This is a genomic window from Nocardiopsis oceanisediminis (assembly GCF_048595525.1).
Taxonomy (GTDB): Bacteria; Actinomycetota; Actinomycetes; order Streptosporangiales; family Streptosporangiaceae; genus Nocardiopsis_A; species Nocardiopsis_A oceanisediminis.
This window is the reverse complement of the sequence record NZ_JAFMZJ010000001.1, coordinates 5,830,769-5,850,584: the sequence shown is the minus strand read 5'-3', so window position 1 is coordinate 5,850,584 and position 19,816 is coordinate 5,830,769. Positions and strand designations below refer to the sequence as shown.

At 73.2% G+C, this 19,816-nt stretch carries 13 protein-coding genes; 11 read left to right on the top strand and 2 right to left on the bottom strand.

Going from position 1 to position 19,816, the window contains the following annotated elements; genetic code table 11:
* The first annotated feature begins 186 nt into the window (after positions 1–186).
* The 9 genes from gatB (at position 187) to cimA (ending at position 15,055) form a co-directional block, all read left to right on the top strand.
* Positions 187–1,734, top strand: a complete 1,548-nt coding sequence (gatB, locus tag J0910_RS25530; RefSeq protein WP_420161080.1) for an Asp-tRNA(Asn)/Glu-tRNA(Gln) amidotransferase subunit GatB — start codon at positions 187–189, stop codon at positions 1,732–1,734.
* A gap of 265 nt (positions 1,735–1,999) precedes the next feature.
* Positions 2,000–4,708, top strand: coding sequence for a putative bifunctional diguanylate cyclase/phosphodiesterase (locus tag J0910_RS25525; protein ID WP_420161079.1), 2,709 nt, complete (start codon positions 2,000–2,002; stop codon positions 4,706–4,708).
* A gap of 240 nt (positions 4,709–4,948) precedes the next feature.
* Entirely contained in the window at positions 4,949–6,796 is a 1,848-nt protein-coding gene (locus tag J0910_RS25520) for an acetolactate synthase large subunit (protein WP_420162085.1), read from the top strand.
* A gap of 33 nt (positions 6,797–6,829) precedes the next feature.
* Complete coding sequence (ilvN, locus tag J0910_RS25515) at positions 6,830–7,354, top strand: acetolactate synthase small subunit (protein ID WP_017594715.1); 525 nt, start codon at positions 6,830–6,832, stop codon at positions 7,352–7,354.
* Between the two features lie 72 nt (positions 7,355–7,426).
* Positions 7,427–8,422 (top strand): ketol-acid reductoisomerase, encoded by a 996-nt coding sequence (gene ilvC / locus J0910_RS25510; RefSeq protein ID WP_420161078.1) that lies wholly within the window; start codon positions 7,427–7,429, stop codon positions 8,420–8,422.
* A 144-nt stretch (positions 8,423–8,566) separates the two neighbouring features.
* A complete protein-coding gene (gene serA, locus J0910_RS25505; RefSeq protein ID WP_420161077.1) occupies positions 8,567–10,156 on the top strand; it encodes a phosphoglycerate dehydrogenase in 1,590 nt (529 codons plus the stop codon).
* A 601-nt stretch (positions 10,157–10,757) separates the two neighbouring features.
* Positions 10,758–11,822 carry a 3-isopropylmalate dehydrogenase gene (locus J0910_RS25500; RefSeq protein WP_420161076.1) on the top strand — a complete coding sequence of 355 codons (1,065 nt, stop codon included), beginning with the start codon at positions 10,758–10,760 and terminating at the stop codon, positions 11,820–11,822.
* A 237-nt stretch (positions 11,823–12,059) separates the two neighbouring features.
* Positions 12,060–13,178: a branched-chain amino acid aminotransferase gene (locus J0910_RS25495; protein WP_420161075.1), complete on the top strand. Its 1,119-nt coding sequence runs from the start codon at positions 12,060–12,062 to the stop codon at positions 13,176–13,178.
* Positions 13,179–13,471: 293 nt separating this feature from the next.
* Positions 13,472–15,055: a citramalate synthase gene (cimA, locus tag J0910_RS25490; protein WP_420161074.1), complete on the top strand. Its 1,584-nt coding sequence runs from the start codon at positions 13,472–13,474 to the stop codon at positions 15,053–15,055.
* A gap of 202 nt (positions 15,056–15,257) precedes the next feature.
* Here the strand turns inward: cimA and J0910_RS25485 are convergent, their stop codons facing one another.
* Complete coding sequence (locus J0910_RS25485) at positions 15,258–16,034, bottom strand: DUF3152 domain-containing protein (protein WP_420161073.1); 777 nt, start codon at positions 16,032–16,034, stop codon at positions 15,258–15,260.
* Between the two features lie 94 nt (positions 16,035–16,128).
* A complete protein-coding gene (locus J0910_RS25480) occupies positions 16,129–16,473 on the bottom strand; it encodes an antibiotic biosynthesis monooxygenase family protein (protein ID WP_420161072.1) in 345 nt (114 codons plus the stop codon).
* A 288-nt stretch (positions 16,474–16,761) separates the two neighbouring features.
* On the opposite strand from J0910_RS25480, the gene J0910_RS25475 reads away from it, so the two are divergent.
* Complete coding sequence (locus J0910_RS25475; RefSeq protein ID WP_420161071.1) at positions 16,762–18,117, top strand: M20/M25/M40 family metallo-hydrolase; 1,356 nt, start codon at positions 16,762–16,764, stop codon at positions 18,115–18,117.
* A gap of 236 nt (positions 18,118–18,353) precedes the next feature.
* Positions 18,354–19,805, top strand: a complete 1,452-nt coding sequence (locus tag J0910_RS25470; protein WP_420162084.1) for a YfcC family protein — start codon at positions 18,354–18,356, stop codon at positions 19,803–19,805.
* Positions 19,806–19,816: the final 11 nt, after the last annotated feature.

Here is a 19,816-nt window from a genome sequence, read left to right as displayed (position 1 = left end):
GCGGGCGCGGGGCGGAATCGGTCCCGCAAAGGGTAACCGGCCAGGCAGTGCGGTTACGGAAGAACCGCTCGGTAGCACCGAATCGTGTGCGTGCTGTGACATTGCGCGCCCGTACCTGCGACGCCCCGGGCATCGGTAGGCTTTCGAGGTGGAGTCAGGATCGGAACACGGAACGGGTTGTGCGTGATGGTCGACGCGGTGAAGAGCGCCCCTGCCGGGAGCGGAGCCCCGGCGACGGTGGCCTACGACGACGCGGTGCGGCGGTACGCGCCCCTGCTGGGCCTTGAGGTCCACATCGAGCTGGGCACCGCCTCGAAGATGTTCTGCGCCTGCCCGACCGCGTTCGGCGCCGACCCCAACACCCAGGTGTGCCCGGTCTGCCTGGCGCTGCCCGGCGCGCTGCCGGTGGTCAACGAGACCGCGGTGGAGAGCGCGATCCGGCTCGGCCTGGCGCTGAACTGCTCGATCGCCTCCTGGTGCCGGTTCGCCCGGAAGAACTACTTCTATCCGGACATGCCGAAGAACTACCAGATCTCCCAGTACGACGAGCCGCTGTGCAGCGACGGCCACCTGGACGTCACCGTGGACACCCCGGACGGGCCGCGGGAGTTCCGCATCCCGATCGAGCGGGTGCACATGGAGGAGGACACCGGCAAGAGCCTGCACGTGGGCGGCTCCACCGGCCGGATCCACGGCGCGGACCACTCCAACGTCGACTACAACCGGGCCGGCATCCCGCTGCTGGAGATCGTCACCCGGCCGATCGAGGGCGCCGGCGACCTGGCGCCGCTGGTCGCCCGGGCCTACGTGGCCGAGCTGCGCGCGCTGGCCCGCTCGCTGGGCATCTCCGACGTGCGGATGGAGGAGGGCTCGCTCCGCTGCGACGTCAACGTGTCGCTCTCCCCGGCCGGCTCGGACGAGTGGGGCACCCGCTCGGAGACCAAGAACGTCAACTCGCTGCGCTCGGTGGAGCGCGCGGTCCGCTCCGAGATCGAGCGGCAGGCCGGCGTGCTCGACGCCGGCGGGCGCGTGGTGCAGGAGACCCGGCACTTCAAGGAGGACACCGGCACCTCGGTCTCCGGGCGGAGCAAGGAGGAGGCGCAGGACTACCGCTACTTCCCCGACCCCGACCTGGTGCCGGTCGCGCCGGCCGCCGAGTGGGTCGAGGAGCTGCGCGCCGCGCTGCCCGAGCCGCCCTCGGCGCACCGCGCCCGGATCAAGGCCGAGTGGTCGCTGACCGACGAGGAGCTGCGCGACCTGATCAACGCCGAGGCCGTCGACCTGGTCGAGGCGACCGTCGCGGCGGGCGCCGGGCCGGCCGACGCGCGCAAGTGGTGGCTGAACGAGCTCTCCCGGCGGGCCACCGAGTCCGGTGTGGAGCTGGCCGCGCTGCCGATCTCCCCGGAGCAGGTGGCCCGGGTCTGCGCGCTGGTCTCCGCCGGCGACCTGACCAACAAGCTGGCCCGCCAGGTGGTCGAGGGCGTGCTGGACGGCGAGGGCGGGCCGGACGCCGTGGTGGAGGCCCGCGGCCTCAAGGTGGTCAGCGACGACTCCGCGCTCGGCGGCATCGTGGACCAGGTCATCGCGGACAACCCCGACGTCGCGGAGAAGATCCGCAACGGCAAGGCGGCCGCCGCCGGCAAGCTGGTCGGCGATGTGATGAAGGCGACCCGCGGCCAGGCGGACGCGGGCCGGGCCCGCGAGCTGATCCTGGAGCGGCTGGGCGCCGCCTGAGCGGTCTCCGCTCTTCCGGGAGCCGGAGGGCGGACGGAACGGCGGCCGGCCCGGTGACGCCGATCACGCATCGTGTTCGGTTCGTCGCCGGGTCTCCGCTTCCTCTCAATCGGAGCGTGACCTTGCGTGAATACCGTGTTCACCCAGGGAACCGCCGGGGGCTCCCGGTCGGCGCGGAGGCGCCGGCCCGCATACCGCCATCGACCGGAAGGGTGCCCATGAACACGTCCGTCGTGGTGGTCCCCGATCCCGGGCCGGGCGCCCGATGAAGCGCGACCACCGGATCTGGCTGGCCGCGGTGGCGGCGCTCACCGTCCTCTACGCACTGGGGACGCTGGTGCCGACCGGGGCCGGTACGACGCTCACCACCAGCATGGGCGGCTGGGCCACCGGCGCGGTGGCCGCGGCGGCCTCGGCGTCGCTGCTCTACGCGGCGCGCCGGCGGGCGTCCGCCTTCGAGGACGCCGGACTGGAGGCGGACGGCGCCGACGGGCCGGCCGCGCTGCGCCTGCTCGGCCTAGCCGCGGCGGCGTGGAGCGCGGGGGCGATCACCTCCGCGGTCACCGGCCTGCTCGTCACCAGCCCGGCGGTCTCGCTGACCTTCGGCGACCTGTTCTCCCTGGTGGCGCTCCCGCTGTTCGTACTGGGCTTCACCCGCTTCGCCCCGCTCCCGCAGGGGCTGCGCCCGGTGACCAGGCACATCACCGACAGCTATGTGGCCGCCGCGGCGCTGTTCTCGCTGGTCTGGCTGCTGCTGTTCGCGCCGCTCTACCGGGAGCTGGGCCAGGGCGGGGAGTTCCTCGGCTTCGGCCTGGTCTACCCGGTCGCCGACATCGCGGTGCTCTGCCTGATCGCGCCGCTGGTCTTCACCTCGCCGCACAGCACCCGGCGGGCGGTGCTGCTGGCGATGGGCGCCTTCGTCATCGTCTGCGGCGCCGACCTGATCGGCGCGGTGACCCGGCTGACCGGCGACGCCCCGGCCGGCGGCATCGAGTACCCGGTGCGGGTGCTGGGCTTCGCGCTGCTGGGCATCCTGCCCTGGCTGATCCGGGACCGGGCCGGCGCCGAGCCGCGCCGGATCACCGGCCGGGGGCTGTACCGGTTCGCTCCGGAGATCGCCGCCTGCGGCGCGCTGGGGGCGGCGACGGTGGTGCTGACCGCGGCCGCCTTCCGGGTCCCCCAGGTGGGCCCGGTGCTGGCGCTGGCCGCCGGGTCGTCGGTGCTGGTGCTGCTGGTCCGGGTGGTCGGCATGCTGGAGGAGAACGGCACCCTCATCCGGATGCTGCACACCCGCGAGGGGCACTTCCACGAGCTGGCCCGGAACAGCGGCGACGTCATCCTCATCCTGGAGCAGGACGGCCGGGTGTTCTACGCCAGCCCGGGAGCGGCCGAGTCGTTCGGCTACCGGCTGGACGACCTGGTGGCCGAGCCGGTCACCGCGATCGTGCACCCGGAGGACCTGCCGCGCACGGCGAGCGTCGCCCGGGTCTTCGAGCGGTCCGGCGGCGGCCCGGAGAGCGTGCACCTGCGGGTGCGGGCGCGCGCCGGGGACGGCACCTGGCGGCACACCGAGTCCACCGTCTCGCTGTACGAGCAGCCGGGCGAGCCGGACCGGCTGCTGGTGACCACCCGGGACATCAGCGCCCAGGTGGCGCTGGAGGACCAGGTCAACCACCTGACCTTCCACGACGGGCTGACCGGCCTGCCCAACCGCGCCTACCTGGAAGAGCGGACCCGGGAGATGCTCTCCCGCCGGGAGGCGGGCGCCGCCGGCGCCGGCGAGATCGCCGCGATCTTCCTGGACCTGGACGGCTTCACCGCGGTCAACGACTCCGCCGGGCACAGCTTCGGCGACTACCTGCTGGCCCAGGCGGCGCGCCGGCTGCGGGCCACCTCCACCTCCGGGGTGACCCTGGCGCGCTGGGGCGGCGACGAGTTCGCCGTGCTGGTCGAGGGGGGCGAGCACGCGCAGCGCGTCGCGGACCTGGCCGAGCGGCTGGCCCGGGTGATCGGCGCGGAGCCGTTCCAGATCGCCGGGCGCGAGGTGGTGCTGACCGCCAGCGCCGGGGTGGCCTTCGCGGAGAAGGGCATGGACGCCGGCGAGCTGATGCGCAACGCCGACATGGCGCTGGCCCGCGCCAAGGAGCAGGGCGGCGGCCGGATGGAGATCTACGCCGCGGACATGCACGCCCGGGTGGTCGGCCGGCTGGAGCTCCAGGCGCAGCTGCGCCAGGCGCTCGCCGACGGCGACTTCACCCTGGAGTACCAGCCGGTGGTCGACCTGGAGAGCTCCCAGGTGACCGCGGTGGAGGCGCTGGTGCGCTGGCGGCGCGGCGGCGAGACGGCGATGCCGGAGGAGTTCATCGGTCCGGCCGAGGAGTCCGGGCTGATCGTCCCGCTGGGCGAGTGGATCCTCCGCGAGGCCTGCGAGAAGGTCTCGGTGTGGCGGGCCTCGGACTGGGACATCGAGCTCTCGGTGAACCTGTCGGTCAAGCAGATCCTGTCGCCGCGGTTCGTGGAGACGGTGGCCGGGGCGCTGGAGGACAGCGGGCTGCCGGCCCGGGTGCTCACCCTGGAGGTCGACGAGGAGGTCCTGCTGGAGGACCCCGGGGAGGCGGTGGAGCGGCTCTCCGCGCTGCGCCGGCTCGGGGTGCGGCTGGCCATCGACGACTTCGGGATGGGCTACGCCTCCCTGGCGCACCTGCGCGAGCTGCGGGTGGACGCGATCAAGATCGACCCGTCGTTCATCCGCGACCTGGGCACCGACGGCACCGTCACGCTGCTCACCCACACCATCATCCGGCTCGGCCAGGACCTGGGGGTCCAGGTGGTGGCCGAGGGCATCGAGCGCCCGGAGCAGCTGGAGAAGCTGCGCTCCATGGGGTGCGGCCACGGCCAGGGCTTCCTGGTGGCGCGGCCGATGGCGGCGGAGGGCATGGAGGCGCTGGTCGGCGGGGCCGGCCTGCCGCTCTGACCCGCCGGAACCCGTCCGCATGCCGAGACGGGCGGCGCTCCGGGCGTGCGCACCCCCGCTGACCTGCGATCCTTCATCCCGGTATCGGCCGTATGCTGGAAGTCACATCTCATTGGTTGAGACATTCTGGAGAATCGGTTGACGGGCGGCGCCCCCTCGGCCAATGTTGACATCGTGCAGAGCAACTTCCACCTCATTCTCGTACTTGGTCGGCGCGCAGCCGGCTGACCGAGTCGATCGCTGCGCGCGCCCTCCGACCGCTCCGAGCGGTGGAGGGTTTTTTGTTGCCAGGCACACCCGACTACGAGCCCTCCGAAGGATCTTGTGATGACCGATCAGATGACCGGAGCCCAATCGCTCATCAGGTCGCTGGAGCACGCCGGTGTCGACGTGGTGTTCGGGATCCCCGGCGGCGCGATCCTGCCCGCCTACGACCCGCTCTACGACTCGCGCAGGGTCCGGCACATCCTCATGCGCCACGAGCAGGGGGCGGGGCACGCCGCGGAGGGCTACGCCTACGCCACCGGCAAGCCCGGGGTCTGCATGGCGACCAGCGGTCCCGGCGCCACCAACCTGGTCACCCCGATCGCCGACGCGCACATGGACTCGGTCCCGATGGTCGCGATCACCGGCCAGGTCGCCACCCCCTCGATCGGCACCGACGCCTTCCAGGAAGCCGACATCAGCGGCATCACGATGCCGATCACCAAGCACAACTTCCTGGTCAAGCGGGTCGAGGACATCCCGCGGACGATCGCCGAGGCGTTCCACATCGCCTCCACCGGCCGCCCCGGCCCGGTCCTGGTCGACATCGCCAAGGACGCGCTGCAGAGCGAGGCGCCGTTCGCCTGGCCGAACCGGCTCGACCTGCCCGGCTACCGCCCGGTCACCAAACCGCACGGCAAGCAGGTGCGCGAGGCCGCCCGGATGATCGCCGAGGCCCGCCGCCCGGTGCTCTACGTCGGCGGCGGGGTGCTGCGCGCCGGCGCCCACCAGGAGCTGCGCGTCCTCGCCGAGCTGACCGGCGTCCCGGTGGTCTCCACCCTGATGGCCCGCGGCGTCTTCCCCGACACCCACCCGCAGAGCCTGGGCATGCCGGGCATGCACGGCACCGTCGCCGCGGTCGGCGCGCTGCAGAAGGCCGACCTCATCGTCGCGCTGGGCGCCCGCTTCGACGACCGGGTCACCGGCCGGCTGGACACCTTCGCCCCGGACGCCAAGATCGTGCACGCCGACATCGACCCGGCGGAGATCTCCAAGAACCGCCAGGCCGACGTGCCGATCGTCGGCGACTGCCGCGAGGTCCTGGCCGACCTGGTCGTCGCGGTCCGCAAGGACCAGTCCGAGGGGCGCCAGGGCGACTACGCCGCCTGGTGGGCCCAGCTGGACCGGCTGCGCGACGTCTACCCGCTGGGCTACGACGCCCCGGACGACGGCAGCCTGGCCCCGCAGCACGTCATCCAGCGGCTGGGCGAGATCGTCGGCCCGGAGGCGGCCTACGTCGCCGGCGTCGGCCAGCACCAGATGTGGGCCGCGCAGTTCATCTCCTACGACAACCCGGGCACCTTCCTCAACTCCGGCGGCCTGGGCACCATGGGCTTCTCCGTCCCGGCGGCGCTGGGCGCCCAGGTGGGCGCGCCGAACCGGACCACCTGGGCGGTGGACGGCGACGGCTGCTTCCAGATGACCAACCAGGAGCTGGCCACCTGCGCGGTGGAGAACATCCCGATCAAGGTCGCGGTCGTCAACAACGGCAACCTCGGCATGGTCCGGCAGTGGCAGACCCTCTTCTACGAGGGCCGCTACTCCAACACCGAGCTGCGCACCGCGCCCGACGCGGAGAAGGTCCGCATCCCGGACTTCGTCCGGCTCGCCGAGGCGTACGGTTGTGTCGGGCTGCGCTGCGAGCGCGCCGAGGACGTCGACGCCACCATCGAGAAGGCGATGGCGATCGACGACGCCCCCGTCGTGGTGGACTTCACCGTCAACGCCGACGCCATGGTCTGGCCGATGGTCGGCCCCGGCATCAGCAACGACAACATCCAGTACGCGCGCGACATGGCGCCGGACTGGGGCGACGACGACTGACGAGGACCGACGAGTGACGACAAGGAACCAGTCATGACCCAGCACACGCTCGCGGTCCTCGTGGAGGACACTCCGGGGATCCTCACCCGGGCCTCGGCGCTGTTCTCCCGCCGCGGTTTCAACATCCACTCCCTCAGCGTCAGCACGACGGAGTACGAGGGACTGTCCCGCATGACGATCGTGGTCAACTGCGACCGCCATCCTCTGGAGCAGGTGACCAAGCAGCTCAACAAGCTCGTGAACGTCATCAAGATCGTCGAGATGGACAACGACGCATCGGTCCGCAGGGAGCTGCTCCTGGCGAAGGTGAAGACCGACGCCGCCAGCCGCCCGCACGTCATCCAGACCGCCGAGCTGTTCCGCGCCAACATCGTGGACGTCTCCGCGGACGTGGTCGTCATCGAGGCCACCGGCAAACCCGAGAAGCTCGATGCACTCATCCGGAATCTGGAGCCGTACGGAATCAAGGAACTGGTGAAGTCCGGGACGGTCGCGCTCGGCCGCGGCCCCCGCTCCATCACAGACCGGTCGCTGCGCCCCGTCGAACGCAGCGCCTGAACGGACCCCTGGACCGGCCCGGGACGGCCCCGGGCCCGACGACGAAGAACCACGAGCAAGGAGCGAGCCGAAGTGGCAGCACAGATGTACTACGACGACGACGCCGACCTGAGCATCGTCCAGGGGCGCAAGGTCGCCGTCATCGGTTACGGCAGCCAGGGGCACGCGCACGCGCTGTCGCTCCGCGACTCCGGCGTCGACGTGCGCATCGGCCTGGCCGAGGGCTCCCAGAGCCGGGCCAAGGCCGAGGAGGAGGGGCTGCGCGTCCTCACCCCCGCCGAGGCGGCCCGCGAGGCGAACCTGATCATGGTGCTGGTCCCCGACCACATCCACCGCGACCTCTACGCCAAGGAGATCGCCCCCAACCTGGAGGAGGGCGACGCGCTCTTCTTCGGCCACGGCTTCTCCATCCGCTACGAGCTGATCGTCCCGCCGGCCGGCGTGGACGTCGCCATGGTCGCCCCCAAGGGCCCGGGCCACCTGGTCCGCCGCCAGTTCGAGGAGGGGCGCGGCGTCCCGGTGCTGGTCGCGGTCGAGCAGGACCCCTCCGGCGGCGCCTGGGACCTGGCGCTCTCCTACGCCAAGGGGATCGGCGGCACCCGCGCCGGCGCGCTGAAGACCACCTTCACCGAGGAGACCGAGACCGACCTCTTCGGCGAGCAGGCGGTGCTCTGCGGCGGCCTGGCCGAGCTGATCAAGGCGGGCTTCGCCACCCTGACCGAGGCCGGCTACCAGCCCGAGGTGGCCTACTTCGAGTGCCTGCACGAGGTCAAGCTGATCGTCGACCTCATGTACGAGGGCGGCATCTCCAAGATGAACTGGTCGGTCTCGGACAACGCCGAGTACGGCGGCTACACCCGCGGCCCGCGGGTGGTCACCGACCAGACCCGCGAGGAGATGCGCCGCATCCTGGCCGAGGTGCAGGACGGCACCTACGCCCGGGAGCTGGTGGCCGAGTTCGACGCCGGCCGGCCGAACTTCCTCAAGCGCCGCGAGGCGGAGCAGAGCGAGCCGATCGAGAAGGTCGGCGCGGAGCTGCGCCCCCTGATGAGCTGGCTCAAGGGCTGAGGCCCGGACGGGGCCCGGCGGCCGGAGGCCGCCGGGCCCCTGCCGTTTCCGGTCCACCTCGCCGCCGGGGATCCCGACCCCCGCAGTAGACTTTTCCCTGGCCGAAGCACCCGACAGCCGCTCGCGAAACCTAAGGAACCAGCTGTGCCCAAGCCCGCAGTACTCGTCGCGGAAGAACTCTCGCCCGCCGGACTCGCCCTGCTGGAGGACGACTTCGAGGTCCGCCGCACCGACGGCGCCGACCGGTCCAAACTGCTGCCGGCCCTCGCCGACGTCGACGCCCTCATCGTGCGCAGCGCCACCCAGGTGGACGCCGAGGCGCTGGCCGCGGCCCCGAAGCTGAAGGTCGTCGCGCGCGCCGGCGTCGGCCTGGACAACGTCGACGTGGACGCCGCCACCAAGGCCGGCGTGCTGGTGGTCAACGCCCCCACGTCCAACATCGTCAGCGCCGCCGAGCAGGCGGTGAACCTGCTGCTGGCCTCGGCCCGGAACACCGCTCCGGCGCACAACGCGCTGGTCAACGGCGAGTGGAAGCGCTCCAAGTACACCGGTGTGGAGGTCTACGACAAGACCGTCGGCATCGTCGGCCTGGGGCGGATCGGCGCCCTGGTGGCCCAGCGGCTCTCCGCGTTCGGCACCCGGGTGCTCGCCTACGACCCGTTCGTCCAGCCGGCCCGCGCCGCGCAGATCGGCGTGCACATGGTCACCCTGGACGAGCTGCTGGAGCAGGCCGACTTCATCACCATCCACCTGCCGAAGAACAAGGACACCCTCGGCCTCATCGGCGACGAGGCGCTGTCCAAGGTCAAGCCGAGCGTGCGGATCATCAACGCCGCGCGCGGCGGGATCCTGGACGAGGCCGCGCTCTACCGGGCCCTCAAGGAGGGGCGGGTGGCCGGCGCCGGCATCGACGTGTGGGCCAGCGAGCCGTGCACCGACAGCCCGCTGTTCGAGTTCGAGAGCGTCGTGGTCGCCCCGCACCTGGGCGCCAGCACGCACGAGGCCCAGGAGAAGGCCGGGACCCAGGTCGCCCGCTCGGTGAAGCTGGCGCTGTCCGGCGAGTTCGTCCCGGACGCGGTCAACGTCCAGGGCGGCGCGGTGGCCGAGGAGGTCAAGCCGGGCCTGCCGCTGACCGAGAAGCTCGGCCGGATCTTCACCGCGGTGGCCGGCGGCCTGGCCACCCGGATCGACGTCGAGGTGCGCGGCGAGATCGCCGAGCACGACGTCAAGGTGATCGAGCTGGCCGCGCTCAAGGGCGTCTTCGGCGGCGTCGTCGAGGAGGCGGTGACCTTCGTCAACGCCCCGCTGCTGGCCAAGGAGCGGGGCGTCGAGGTGAACCTGGCCACCGGTGACGGCGACTCCGACTGGCGGAACCTGATCAGCGTGCGCGGCGTCCTCTCCGACGGGCGCCGGGTATCGGTGTCGGGCACCCTCACCGGGCCGCGGCAGACCGAGAAGCTGGTGGAGCTGAACGGCTACTCGATGGAGATCGGCCTCAGCGACCACATGGCCTTCTTCTCCTACGACGACCGCCCGGGCATCGTGGGCGCGGTCGGCGCGCTGCTCGGCGAGGCCTCGGTGAACATCGCCGGCATGCAGGTCAGCCGGGACGAGCAGGGCGGCAAGGCGCTGATCACGCTCACCGTGGACTCGGCCATCCCGGCGCCGACCCTGGAGTCGATCTCCACCGAGATCCGCGCGGAGACCACCCGCCAGGTGGACCTGGAGGACTGAGGCCCTCCCGTCCGCACCGGCGGGCCGCTCGCGCACGGCGCGGGCGGCCCGCCGCCGTTCTCCGGCCCCCGCGCGCCCCGCAGCGGGCGGCGGGGTGCGCGGCGGCCGGGCGGCGGTTTTCCGGCGGGCCCGCTCTGGCCGTCTGTTTTCACGTCCGATATTCTGTCGTCCGAGGAAATCCGCCGGAGCGACTCCGCCCGGCGGCGGCGCTTCCGCCGGCCGGTCCCGCATCGGGTCCGCGCGGCGGCCACCGGTCAGGCGATCCCCACCGGTCCCGGCGCCCCGATGTCCCGTCTCCGCGCCCGCCCGTCCGGACGATCCGGATCTCCAGGGCCTGCGCGAACGCACATCCCGTTCGCCATTCCTCTGCTTTTCCGCGTATCCGAGGAGGATCGCCGTGTACGACACCGATGACACCCCGGCCCAGGACCGCGACGAGGCGCAGCGCGCGCTGCAGGACGCCTTCGAGCGCAGGGACAACGGCGCCCCCGAGCACTGGTGAGGCGCTAGAGTTGTCTCACAGGATGTCCTTCCGGTCTCAGAATGCGAGAAGGTAGAGGTCGGAAGGACGATGGCCGAGCGAAGGAAGTCTGGGGCAGGTATGGGTGAGCGCACCGTGAAGTTGGCCGTCATCGGCGGGGACGGCATCGGCCCCGAGGTCGTGGCCGAAGGGCTGCGGGTGCTCTCCGCGGTGGCCCCCGAGCACGGCCTCTCCTTCGAGACCACCCAGTACGACCTGGGCGCCCGCCGCTGGCACGCCACCGGCGAGACCCTCACCGACGAGGTCGAGCAGGAGCTGCGCGGCCACGACGCGATCCTGCTCGGCGCGGTGGGCGACCCGTCGGTGCCCAGCGGCGTGCTCGAGCGCGGCCTGCTGCTCCGGCTCCGCTTCGCCTTCTCGCACTACGTCAACCTGCGGCCGGTCCGGCTCTACCCGGGCGTGGCCACCCCGCTGGCCGACCGCGGACCGGACGACATCGACATGCTCGTGGTCCGCGAGGGCACCGAGGGCCCCTACGCCGGGATGGGCGGCGTGCTCCGCAAGGGCACCCCGGACGAGATCGCCACCCAGGACAGCGTCAACACCCGGATGGGCGTGGAGCGCGTGGTCCGCTACGCCTTCGCCAAGGCCGCCGAGCGCCCGCGCAAGAAGCTCACCCTGGTGCACAAGGACAACGTGCTCACCTACGCCGGCGACCTGTGGCAGCGCGTCGTGCGCGCGGTCGGCGAGGAGTACCCGCAGGTCAGCGTGGACTACAGCCATGTCGACGCGGCCGCGATGTTCTTCGTGAACCAGCCGGAGCGGTTCGACGTGATCGTCACCGACAACCTGTTCGGCGACATCATCACCGACATCGGCGCCGCGGTCACCGGCGGCATCGGCCTGGCCGCCAGCGGCAACATCAACCCGGAGAACGCCTTCCCGAGCATGTTCGAGCCGGTGCACGGCTCGGCGCCGGACATCGCCGGCCAGGGCAAGGCCGACCCCACCGCGACCGTGCTCTCGGTCGCCCTGATGCTGGACCACCTGGGCGCGCCGGAGGCCGCCCGGCGGGTCGAGCAGGCCGTCGCCGAGGACCTGGAGGTCCGCGCCAAGGAGGGGAGCACCCGCTCCACCTCCCAGATCGGCGACGACCTGGTCGCCCGAGTAGCCCGGCAGGGCTGAGCCGCGCGGCGGCCCCGGCCCTGCCCCCTTCAGTGAGCGGGCGCGGCCGGGCCGCCGGTCATCGGTGCGCAGGGGCGCGCCCGTTCCCGGACCACGTCCGGGAGGGCGCGCCCTTTTCCATGCCGGCCGTGCACAGGACCGGTACCGGCACTGGCCCGGGATGCGCCGATTCCGCCAGACTGGAAAGCGGACCGGCAGCGCTGCCGGCCCATGTAGGTGAGAGGACCTGAGAGACCCATGAGCAACGGCACCACCACAAGCGGGTTGACGTTCGACGTCCGGCCCTCGTCCCGGCGGAAGACCCCGCAGGAGCGAGCGGCGCTGCTGGACGGCCCCGGGTTCGGAAACGTGTTCACCGACCACATGGTCACCATCCGCTACACCGAGGGGAAGGGCTGGCACGACGCCGCCCTGGAGCCCTACGGGCCGCTGAGCCTCGACCCGGCGACCAAGGCCCTGCACTACGCACAGGAGATCTTCGAGGGGCTCAAGGCGTACCGGCACCCCGACGGCAGCATCGCGGCCTTCCGCCCCGAGGCCAACGCCCGGCGGATGAACCGCAGCGCCCGGCGGATGGCCATGCCGGAGCTTCCGGAGGAGGTGTTCATCGAAGCGATCGAGCTGCTGCTGAAGCACGACGCGGAGTGGGTCCCCGACCAGGAGGACGCCAGCCTTTACCTGCGTCCCTACATGATCGCCACCGAGGTCGGCCTCGGGGTCAACGGGCCCTCCTCGTCCTACCTGTTCGGGGTGATCGCCTCCCCGTCCGGCCCCTACTTCAAGGGCGGCGTCAAGCCGGTCACCGTCTGGCTGAGCGAGGACTACACCCGCGCGGCGCCGGGCGGCACCGGCGAGGCCAAGTTCGCCGGCAACTACGCGGCCAGCTTCCTGGCCCAGGCGCAGGCCGTCGAGCAGGGCTGCGACCAGGTCGTCTGGCTGGACGCGGTGGAGCACCGCTGGGTCGAGGAGATGGGCGGGATGAACCTGTTCTTCGTCCTCGGCTCCGGCGACGGCGCGCGGATCATCACCCCCGGGCTCACCGGCACGCTGCTGCCCGGCATCACCCGCGACTCGCTGCTCAAGCTCGCCCCGGAGCTCGGCGTCCCCGCGGAGGAGGGCCGCATCTCCACCGACGAGTGGCGCCAGGGCGCGCTCAGCGGGGAGATCACCGAGGTGTTCGCCTGCGGCACCGCCGCGGTCATCACCCCGGTCGGGCACGTCAAGAGCGCCCAGGGCGCCTTCGACATCGGCGACGGCACACCGGGCCCGGTGACCATGCGGCTGCGCGAGGAGCTCGTCGCGCTGCAGTACGGCAAGCGGCCGGACACCCACGGCTGGGTCCGCGCCCTGGCCTGATCACCCGCCGGGCGGCCGGGTCCCGCGGCGATCCCGCGGGGCCCGATCCGTCCGGATCCAGGACCGCCCGTCTCGGATGGCGAGACATTTCCGCGGTGAACTCCTGGTTTCCGGGACGGCTGTGGCACACTGATCGCGTGCCGTCTCAGGTGATCATTATCGTGAGGCGCGCCGGCTAACGGACCCCGCCGGCGCGCCGACCTCTCGTGTCCACGAGGGGTCTTTTTTATTGCACCGCCCAGCGCCGGCGGGCCCGGACGCCGCCGACAGCATCCGACTCGGGAGTCCCACCGATGCCAGACGACAGCTTCCACGTCTTCGACACCACCCTGCGCGACGGCGCCCAGCGAGAGGGCGTCAACCTGACCGTCGCCGACAAGCTCGCCATCGCGGGCCTGCTCGATGAGTTCGGCGTGGGCTTCATCGAGGGCGGCTGGCCGGGGGCCAACCCCAAGGACACCGAGTTCTTCCAGCGGGCTTCACAAGAGCTCGACCTGGAGCACGCGCAGCTCACCGCGTTCGGCGCGACCCGCCGACCGGGTGTGCGGGCGGCCGACGACCCTCAGGTCGCCGCACTGCGCGAATCGGGTGCCCCGGTGGTGACCCTGGTCGCCAAGAGCGACGTCCGCCACGTCGAACGCGCCCTGCGCACCACCGGCGGGGAGAACCTCGCGATGATCGCCGACACCGTGGCGCACCTCAAGGAGTGCGGCCGCCGGGTCTTCCTCGACTGCGAGCACTTCTTCGACGGCTACCGGTACGACCCCGGCTACGCCCTGGACGTGGTCCGGGCGGCCGGGGCGGCCGGTGCCGACGCCGTGGTGCTCTGCGACACCAACGGCGGCATGCTCCCGTCCGGGGTGGGGCGGACCGTCGCCGAGGTGCTGGAGGCGACCGGGGTGCGGCTGGGCGTGCACGCCCAGGACGACACCGGGTGCGCGGTCGCCAACACGCTGGCGGCGGTGGAGGCCGGCGCCACCCACGTGCAGTGCACCGCCAACGGCTACGGCGAGCGGGTCGGCAACGCCGACCTGTTCTCCGTGGCGGCGGCCCTGGAGCTCAAGTACGACCGCAGGGTGCTGCCGGAGGGCCGCCTGGCGGAGGCCGCCCGGGTCTCCGCGGCCGTCGCCGAGCTGGTCAACATCGCGCCCGCCACCCACCAGCCCTACGTGGGCGTCTCCGCGTTCGCGCACAAGGCCGGCCTGCACGCCTCGGCGATCAAGGTCGACCCCGACCTCTACCAGCACACCGACCCCGCGCTGGTCGGCAACGGCATGCGGATGCTGGTCTCGGACATGGCCGGGCGGGCCTCGGTGGAGCTCAAGGCCGAGGAGCTCGGGGTGGACCTGGGCGGCGACCGGGCCCTGCTGGGCCGGGTGGTGGACCGGGTCAAGGAGATGGAGCGGGCCGGGTACAGCTTCGAGGCCGCCGACGCCTCGCTGGAGCTGCTGCTCCGCGAGGAGCGGGGCGACCGGCCGCGCTACTTCACCGCCGAGTCCTGGAGGGCGATCACCGAGCGCCGCGCCGACGGCTCCTCGCTCAGCGAGGCCACGGTGAAGCTGCACGTCAAGGGCGAGCGGGTGATCGCCACCGCGGAGGGCAACGGCCCGGTCAACGCCCTGGACCGGGCGCTGCGCAGCGCGGTGGAGGGCGTCTACACCGCGCTCGGCGGCATCCAGCTCGCCGACTACAAGGTCCGCATCCTGGACGGCGGGGGCGGCACCGGCGCGGTCACCCGGATCCTGGTCACCTTCGGCGACGGCCGCGGCGAGTGGACCACCGTGGGCGTCGGGGAGAACGTCATCGACGCCTCCTGGACCGCCCTGGAGCAGGCCATCACCTACGGCCTGATGCGCCAGGGGTACCCCGCCCCCTGACCAGGGCGGGGGAACGGCCCCCGGCCGGTGGGCCCCTTCGGGGGAGCGCCGGGGGCCGGGGGCTGGAAAGGGCTCCGCTCCGGCCCTTCCCGGCCTCCCGGCCGCTCCGGGGCTCGGGCGCCGCGGGCGCCTGCCGGTCGGGGGAGGAAGACGAAGGGGCCGGGCCCGGGGGCAGGTGGGCCGGGCACCCGGCCCACCGGGGTCAGGGGCTGACCCAGCCGTTGGGCTCGCAGCCGTTCAGGCCCAGGGTCTGCTGCTGCATCACCGGGGCGGGCTCGCCCTTGCCGGGGCAGCTCACGTGGCCGTGCCCCAGGGCGTGGCCGATCTCGTGGTTGAGCACGTAGACCCGGTAGGTCTCCAGGTCGTCGCCGAACTCCTCGACCGCGTCCACCCACCGGTTCTGGTTGATGACCGCGCGGTCGCCGGTGGTGCAGGAGGTGTAGCCGTTGGTCCGCAGCGGGGCGCAGAGCGCGTCCACCGTGGCGGGGGCGGCCAGCACCACCCGGAAGTCCACCGGGCCGTCGTCGACCCGCTCGAAGGAGAGCCCCTCGGAGGCCCAGCCGCGCTCGTCGTCCAGCACGGTCTCCACGGCGGCGGCGAAGTCCTCGGCCTCGCCCGGCAGCCCCTTCTCCACGGCGACCGTGTAGCGCTTGACCGTGCCGTCGCCGACCGGGTCGGAGCCGCCCGGCACGACGTCCAGCTCGCCGTCGGCGGAGTCCACCGCGCCGACCACGGAGCGGAGCAGCGGAGGCTGCTCCTCCTTCTTCTCCCCGTCCTTCTCCCCGGCGTCCCCGGTCGCCTCCTCGGCGGCCCGCTGCGGCTCCCGGGAGGGCCGGTCGGCCGGCGCGCCGCCGGAGCCGGAGGGGACCCGGTCCAGGACCAGGAAGGTGCAGCCGAGGGCGATGACGAGCAGTCCGATGAGCAGTTCGGGCCGACGGCGTCGGCGGTGCGGACGGGCACCGGTTCGCGGGGCAGGCATGGGCGGCGGCGGACTTCCCGGGTTCGGTGATGGAGAGGCCACCTAGCATCGCAGATAACGGGGCCGGGCGAGACCGGCCCCGCAACCGCCGAGGTCAGCCGCGCCCTTCGACCACGTGCTCGATCACCTCGAAGCCCCACAGCTCGCTGCCGGAGGCGGCCGGACCGCCGTGTCCGTGCCCCTCCCCGGCCTCCGCGGCGGCGCGGGCGTGCCCCTCGCGGAACGCGGCGCTCTCCAGCCAGGCGCGGAACGACTCCTCGTCCTTCCACCGGGTGTAGACGATGTAGCGGTCGGTCCCCTCCACCGGGCGGAGCAGCTGGAACTCCTCGAACCCGGGCTGCCCCTCGACCAGCCCGGCCCGCTTGGCGAACCGCTCCTCCAGGGTCGGCCCGGCCCCCTCGGGCACGGTCAGCACATTGAACTTGACGACGCTCGGCATGGCGGCGCCCCGCTTTCGTGTCGTTGGTCCTGCCTGTCGGGGCCAGTCTCCACCACCGGGAGGACCCGGAGGGGCAGGGGCCGGAGGCCGTGCCGCCGCTGCCCGGCCGGTCGGGCGGCGCCGCAGGCGGGAGAGGGCGGTCCCGGAGGGAAGGCCGGCCAGGGGCGGCGGCGGGCCCCGCTTGTGCGGATCTTTACCCGGCACCGGGCGCCCGACGGGCCGGTGCGGGGAAGTGCACGGATTGCCACGGAGAGCGATTCCGCTGCACCGCAGCCGAAGGAGCCGGACATGGAGGACCTCGCACGCAGGGTCGACGAGCTCGCCGACGGGCTCGGTACCGACCTGGCCGGACTGGCGGCCATCCCGTCGATCGCCTTCCCCGGCTACCCGGACGGGCCGGTGCTCCGGGCGCACGACCGGGTGGTGGAGCTGCTCCGCTCGGCCGGCGTCGGCTCCATCGGCGGCCTCGACCTGCCCGGCACCCAGCCGGTGATCACCGGCTCCATCCCGGCCCCGGAGGGCGCCCCCACCGTGCTGCTCTACGCCCACTACGACGTGCAGCCGCCGGGCGACGAGGCGCTGTGGGACTCGCCGCCGTTCGAGCCCACCCGGGTGGACGGGGCGATCCGGGCGCGCGGCATCGCCGACGACAAGGCCAACATCCTGGTGCACGTCGGGGCGCTGCGCGCGTTCGGCGGCCGGCCCCCGGTGGGCGTCAAGGTCGTCATCGAGGGCCAGGAGGAGTACGGCAGCGCCTTCGACGACTACCCGGCCAGCGACCCCGACCTGTTCGGGTCGGACGCCATGGTCATCGCCGACATGGGCAACGTCCGGCCAGGCGTGCCGACCTTCACCGTCGCGCTGCGCGGCGACACCGAGGTGATCGTCGAGGCCCGCACCCTGGCCGAGCCCCGGCACAGCGGCGAGTACGGCGGGGCCGCGCCGGACGCCCTCATCGTGCTGCTGCACGCCCTGGCCACGCTGCACGACGCCGAGGGGGACGTGGCCGTCCCCGGGCTGCTCCGCGAGGAGTGGGACGGCGCCACCCTGGACGAGGACGAGTTCCGGCGGATGGCCGGGGTGCGCGAGGGGGTGCCGCTGTTCGGCACCGGCAGCCTCGGCCGCCGGCTGTGGACCGGCCCGGCCATCACCGTGATGGGGCTGGACGCGCCCTCGGTGGACGGCGCCGCGGCCGCGGTGGTGCCCTACGCCAGGGCCAAGCTCAACGTGCGGGTGCACCCCCGGCAGAAGGCCGCCGAGGCGCAGCGCGCGGTGGTCGAGCACCTGGACCGGGTCCGCCCGTTCGGGGTCCGGCTCCAGGTCACCCCGGGGGACGCCGGCGACGGCTTCGCCGCGCGGACCGGCGGCCCCGCCTACCGGGCCGCCGCCGAGGCGATGCGCGAGGCGTGGGGGGCCGATCCGGTCCACATGGCCTCCGGCGGCGCGATCCCGCTGGTGGCCGGGCTGGCCGAGGCGGTCCCCGAAGCGGAGATCCTGCTGTTCGGGGCGCAGGACTCGATGTCCAACCTGCACGCCCCCAACGAGCGGGTGCTGCTGGACGAGCTGAAGCGGGCGGTCCACGCCGAGGCGGCCTTCTTCCGGGCCTTCGCCCGGGACCGCGCGGCCCGGCAGGGGCCGAGGTGACCGGGGAGGGCGCCCCGCGCGGCGGGGGCGGCGGGGCCTCCGGCGGCCCTCCCGGGGGCGGTGCTTCCGGGGGTGCCCGCGACGGCGTTTCCGGCGGAGGGCCCGGCGGCCCTCCCGGGGGCGACCGCGATGGAGGCGGAACCTCCGGGGACCCTCCCGGGGCCGCTTCCGGCGGCGCCCCGCCGGCGGAGCGGCGGGACGGGGCCGGGGGGCGGAGCCGGCGGTTCCCCAGCGCGCTGACCGTGCTCGCCCTGGTCACCCTGGCGGTCTGGACGGCGGCCTTCCTCGTCCCGCCCGGCGCCTACGAGCGGGACGCCGAGGGCCGCCCGATCGCCGGAAGCTACCAGCGGGTCGAGGACGACCGGAGCCTCGGCGAGCGCCTGTCCGACCTCTTCCTGTCCCCGGTCAACGGGCTGTACGGGGTGCAGGACCAGGACTCCGGCGAGGTCGGCCCGGACATGGTCGGCGCGCTGTTCGGCAGCGCCGGGGTGTTCTTCTTCGTGCTGGCCATCGGCGCCTTCATCACCATGGTGTTCGCCACCGGGGCGCTGGACCGCGGCATCGCCCGGCTGGCGCACCGGCTGCGCGACCGGGGCGCGCTGCTGATCGCCGCGATCATGGCGGTCTTCGCGGTGCTCGGCTCGGTGGAGGGGTTCGCCGAGGAGACCCTCGGGTTCTACGGGCTGATCGTGCCGCTGGTGCTGGCGCTGGGGTACGACCGGATGGTCGCGGTCGGCACGATCATCCTGGGCGCCGGGGTCGGGGTGCTGTGCTCGACGGTCAACCCGTTCTCCACCGGGGTGGCCTCCCCGGCGGCCGGGGTCTCGCTCGGCGACGGGCTGCCGCTGCGCGCGGCCATGCTGGTCGTGCTCACCGCGGTCACCATCGGCCACGTGCTGCGCTACGCGGCCCGGGTCAAGGCCCGGCCGGAGGCGTCGCTGGCCGAGGCGCAGCCCGGTGACGACGCCCTGGGGGCGGCGACCGCCGACCCGGAGCCGCTGACCGGGACGCACAAGGCGGTCATCGCCCTGCTCGTCGCGGCCTTCGCGGTGATGGTCTACGCGGTGCTGCCCTGGGCGGGCATCCTCACCGGGGACGCGGACGCCGAGCCCTACCCGTGGGAGCTGGGCTGGTCCTTCCCCGAGCTGACCGCGCTGTTCCTGGTCGCCGCGGTGCTGGTCGGGGCGGTCGCCCGGATGGGGGAGAAGGGCCTCACCGACACCCTGGTCGGCGGGGCGGCCGACTTCATCGGCCCCGGCCTGGTCATCGTGGCCGCCCGCGGGGTCACCGCGATCATGAACAACGCGCAGATCACCGACACCGTGCTGCACTCGATGGAGGACGCCGTCTCGGGCACCTCGTCCGGGCTGTTCGCGGTGCTGGTCTTCGTGGTGAACCTGCCGCTGGCCTTCCTCATCCCGTCCACCTCGGGCCACTCGACGCTGGCCATGCCGGTGATGGCCCCGCTGGCCGAGTTCGCCGACGTGCCGGCGGACGTGGTGGTCACCGCCTGGCAGTCGGCGTCGGGGTGGATGAACCTGTGGGTGCCCACCACCGCGGTGGTGATGGGCGGCCTCGCCCTGGCCAAGGTGGGCTACGGCGCCTACCTGCGCTTCCTCTGGCCGCTGCTGGCGGTCCTGTCCGTGCTGGTGTGCGCCTTCGTGGCGGGCGCGGCGACCTTCGGCTGACCCCTCCGGCC

What these genes read in the sequence shown, in the direction of transcription:
- gatB (WP_420161080.1), top strand. Translation starts at nt 187, where the DNA reads ATGGTCGACGCGGTGAAGAGCGCCCCTGCCGGGAGCGGAGCCCCGGCG.
- J0910_RS25525 (WP_420161079.1), top strand. Translation starts at nt 2,000, where the DNA reads ATGAAGCGCGACCACCGGATCTGGCTGGCCGCGGTGGCGGCGCTCACC.
- ilvN (WP_017594715.1), top strand. Translation starts at nt 6,830, where the DNA reads ATGACCCAGCACACGCTCGCGGTCCTCGTGGAGGACACTCCGGGGATC.
- J0910_RS25500 (WP_420161076.1), top strand. Translation starts at nt 10,758, where the DNA reads ATGGGTGAGCGCACCGTGAAGTTGGCCGTCATCGGCGGGGACGGCATC.
- J0910_RS25495 (WP_420161075.1), top strand. Translation starts at nt 12,060, where the DNA reads ATGAGCAACGGCACCACCACAAGCGGGTTGACGTTCGACGTCCGGCCC.
- cimA (WP_420161074.1), top strand. Translation starts at nt 13,472, where the DNA reads ATGCCAGACGACAGCTTCCACGTCTTCGACACCACCCTGCGCGACGGC.
- J0910_RS25485 (WP_420161073.1), bottom strand. Translation starts at nt 16,034, where the DNA reads ATGCCTGCCCCGCGAACCGGTGCCCGTCCGCACCGCCGACGCCGTCGG.
- J0910_RS25480 (WP_420161072.1), bottom strand. Translation starts at nt 16,473, where the DNA reads ATGCCGAGCGTCGTCAAGTTCAATGTGCTGACCGTGCCCGAGGGGGCC.
- J0910_RS25475 (WP_420161071.1), top strand. Translation starts at nt 16,762, where the DNA reads ATGGAGGACCTCGCACGCAGGGTCGACGAGCTCGCCGACGGGCTCGGT.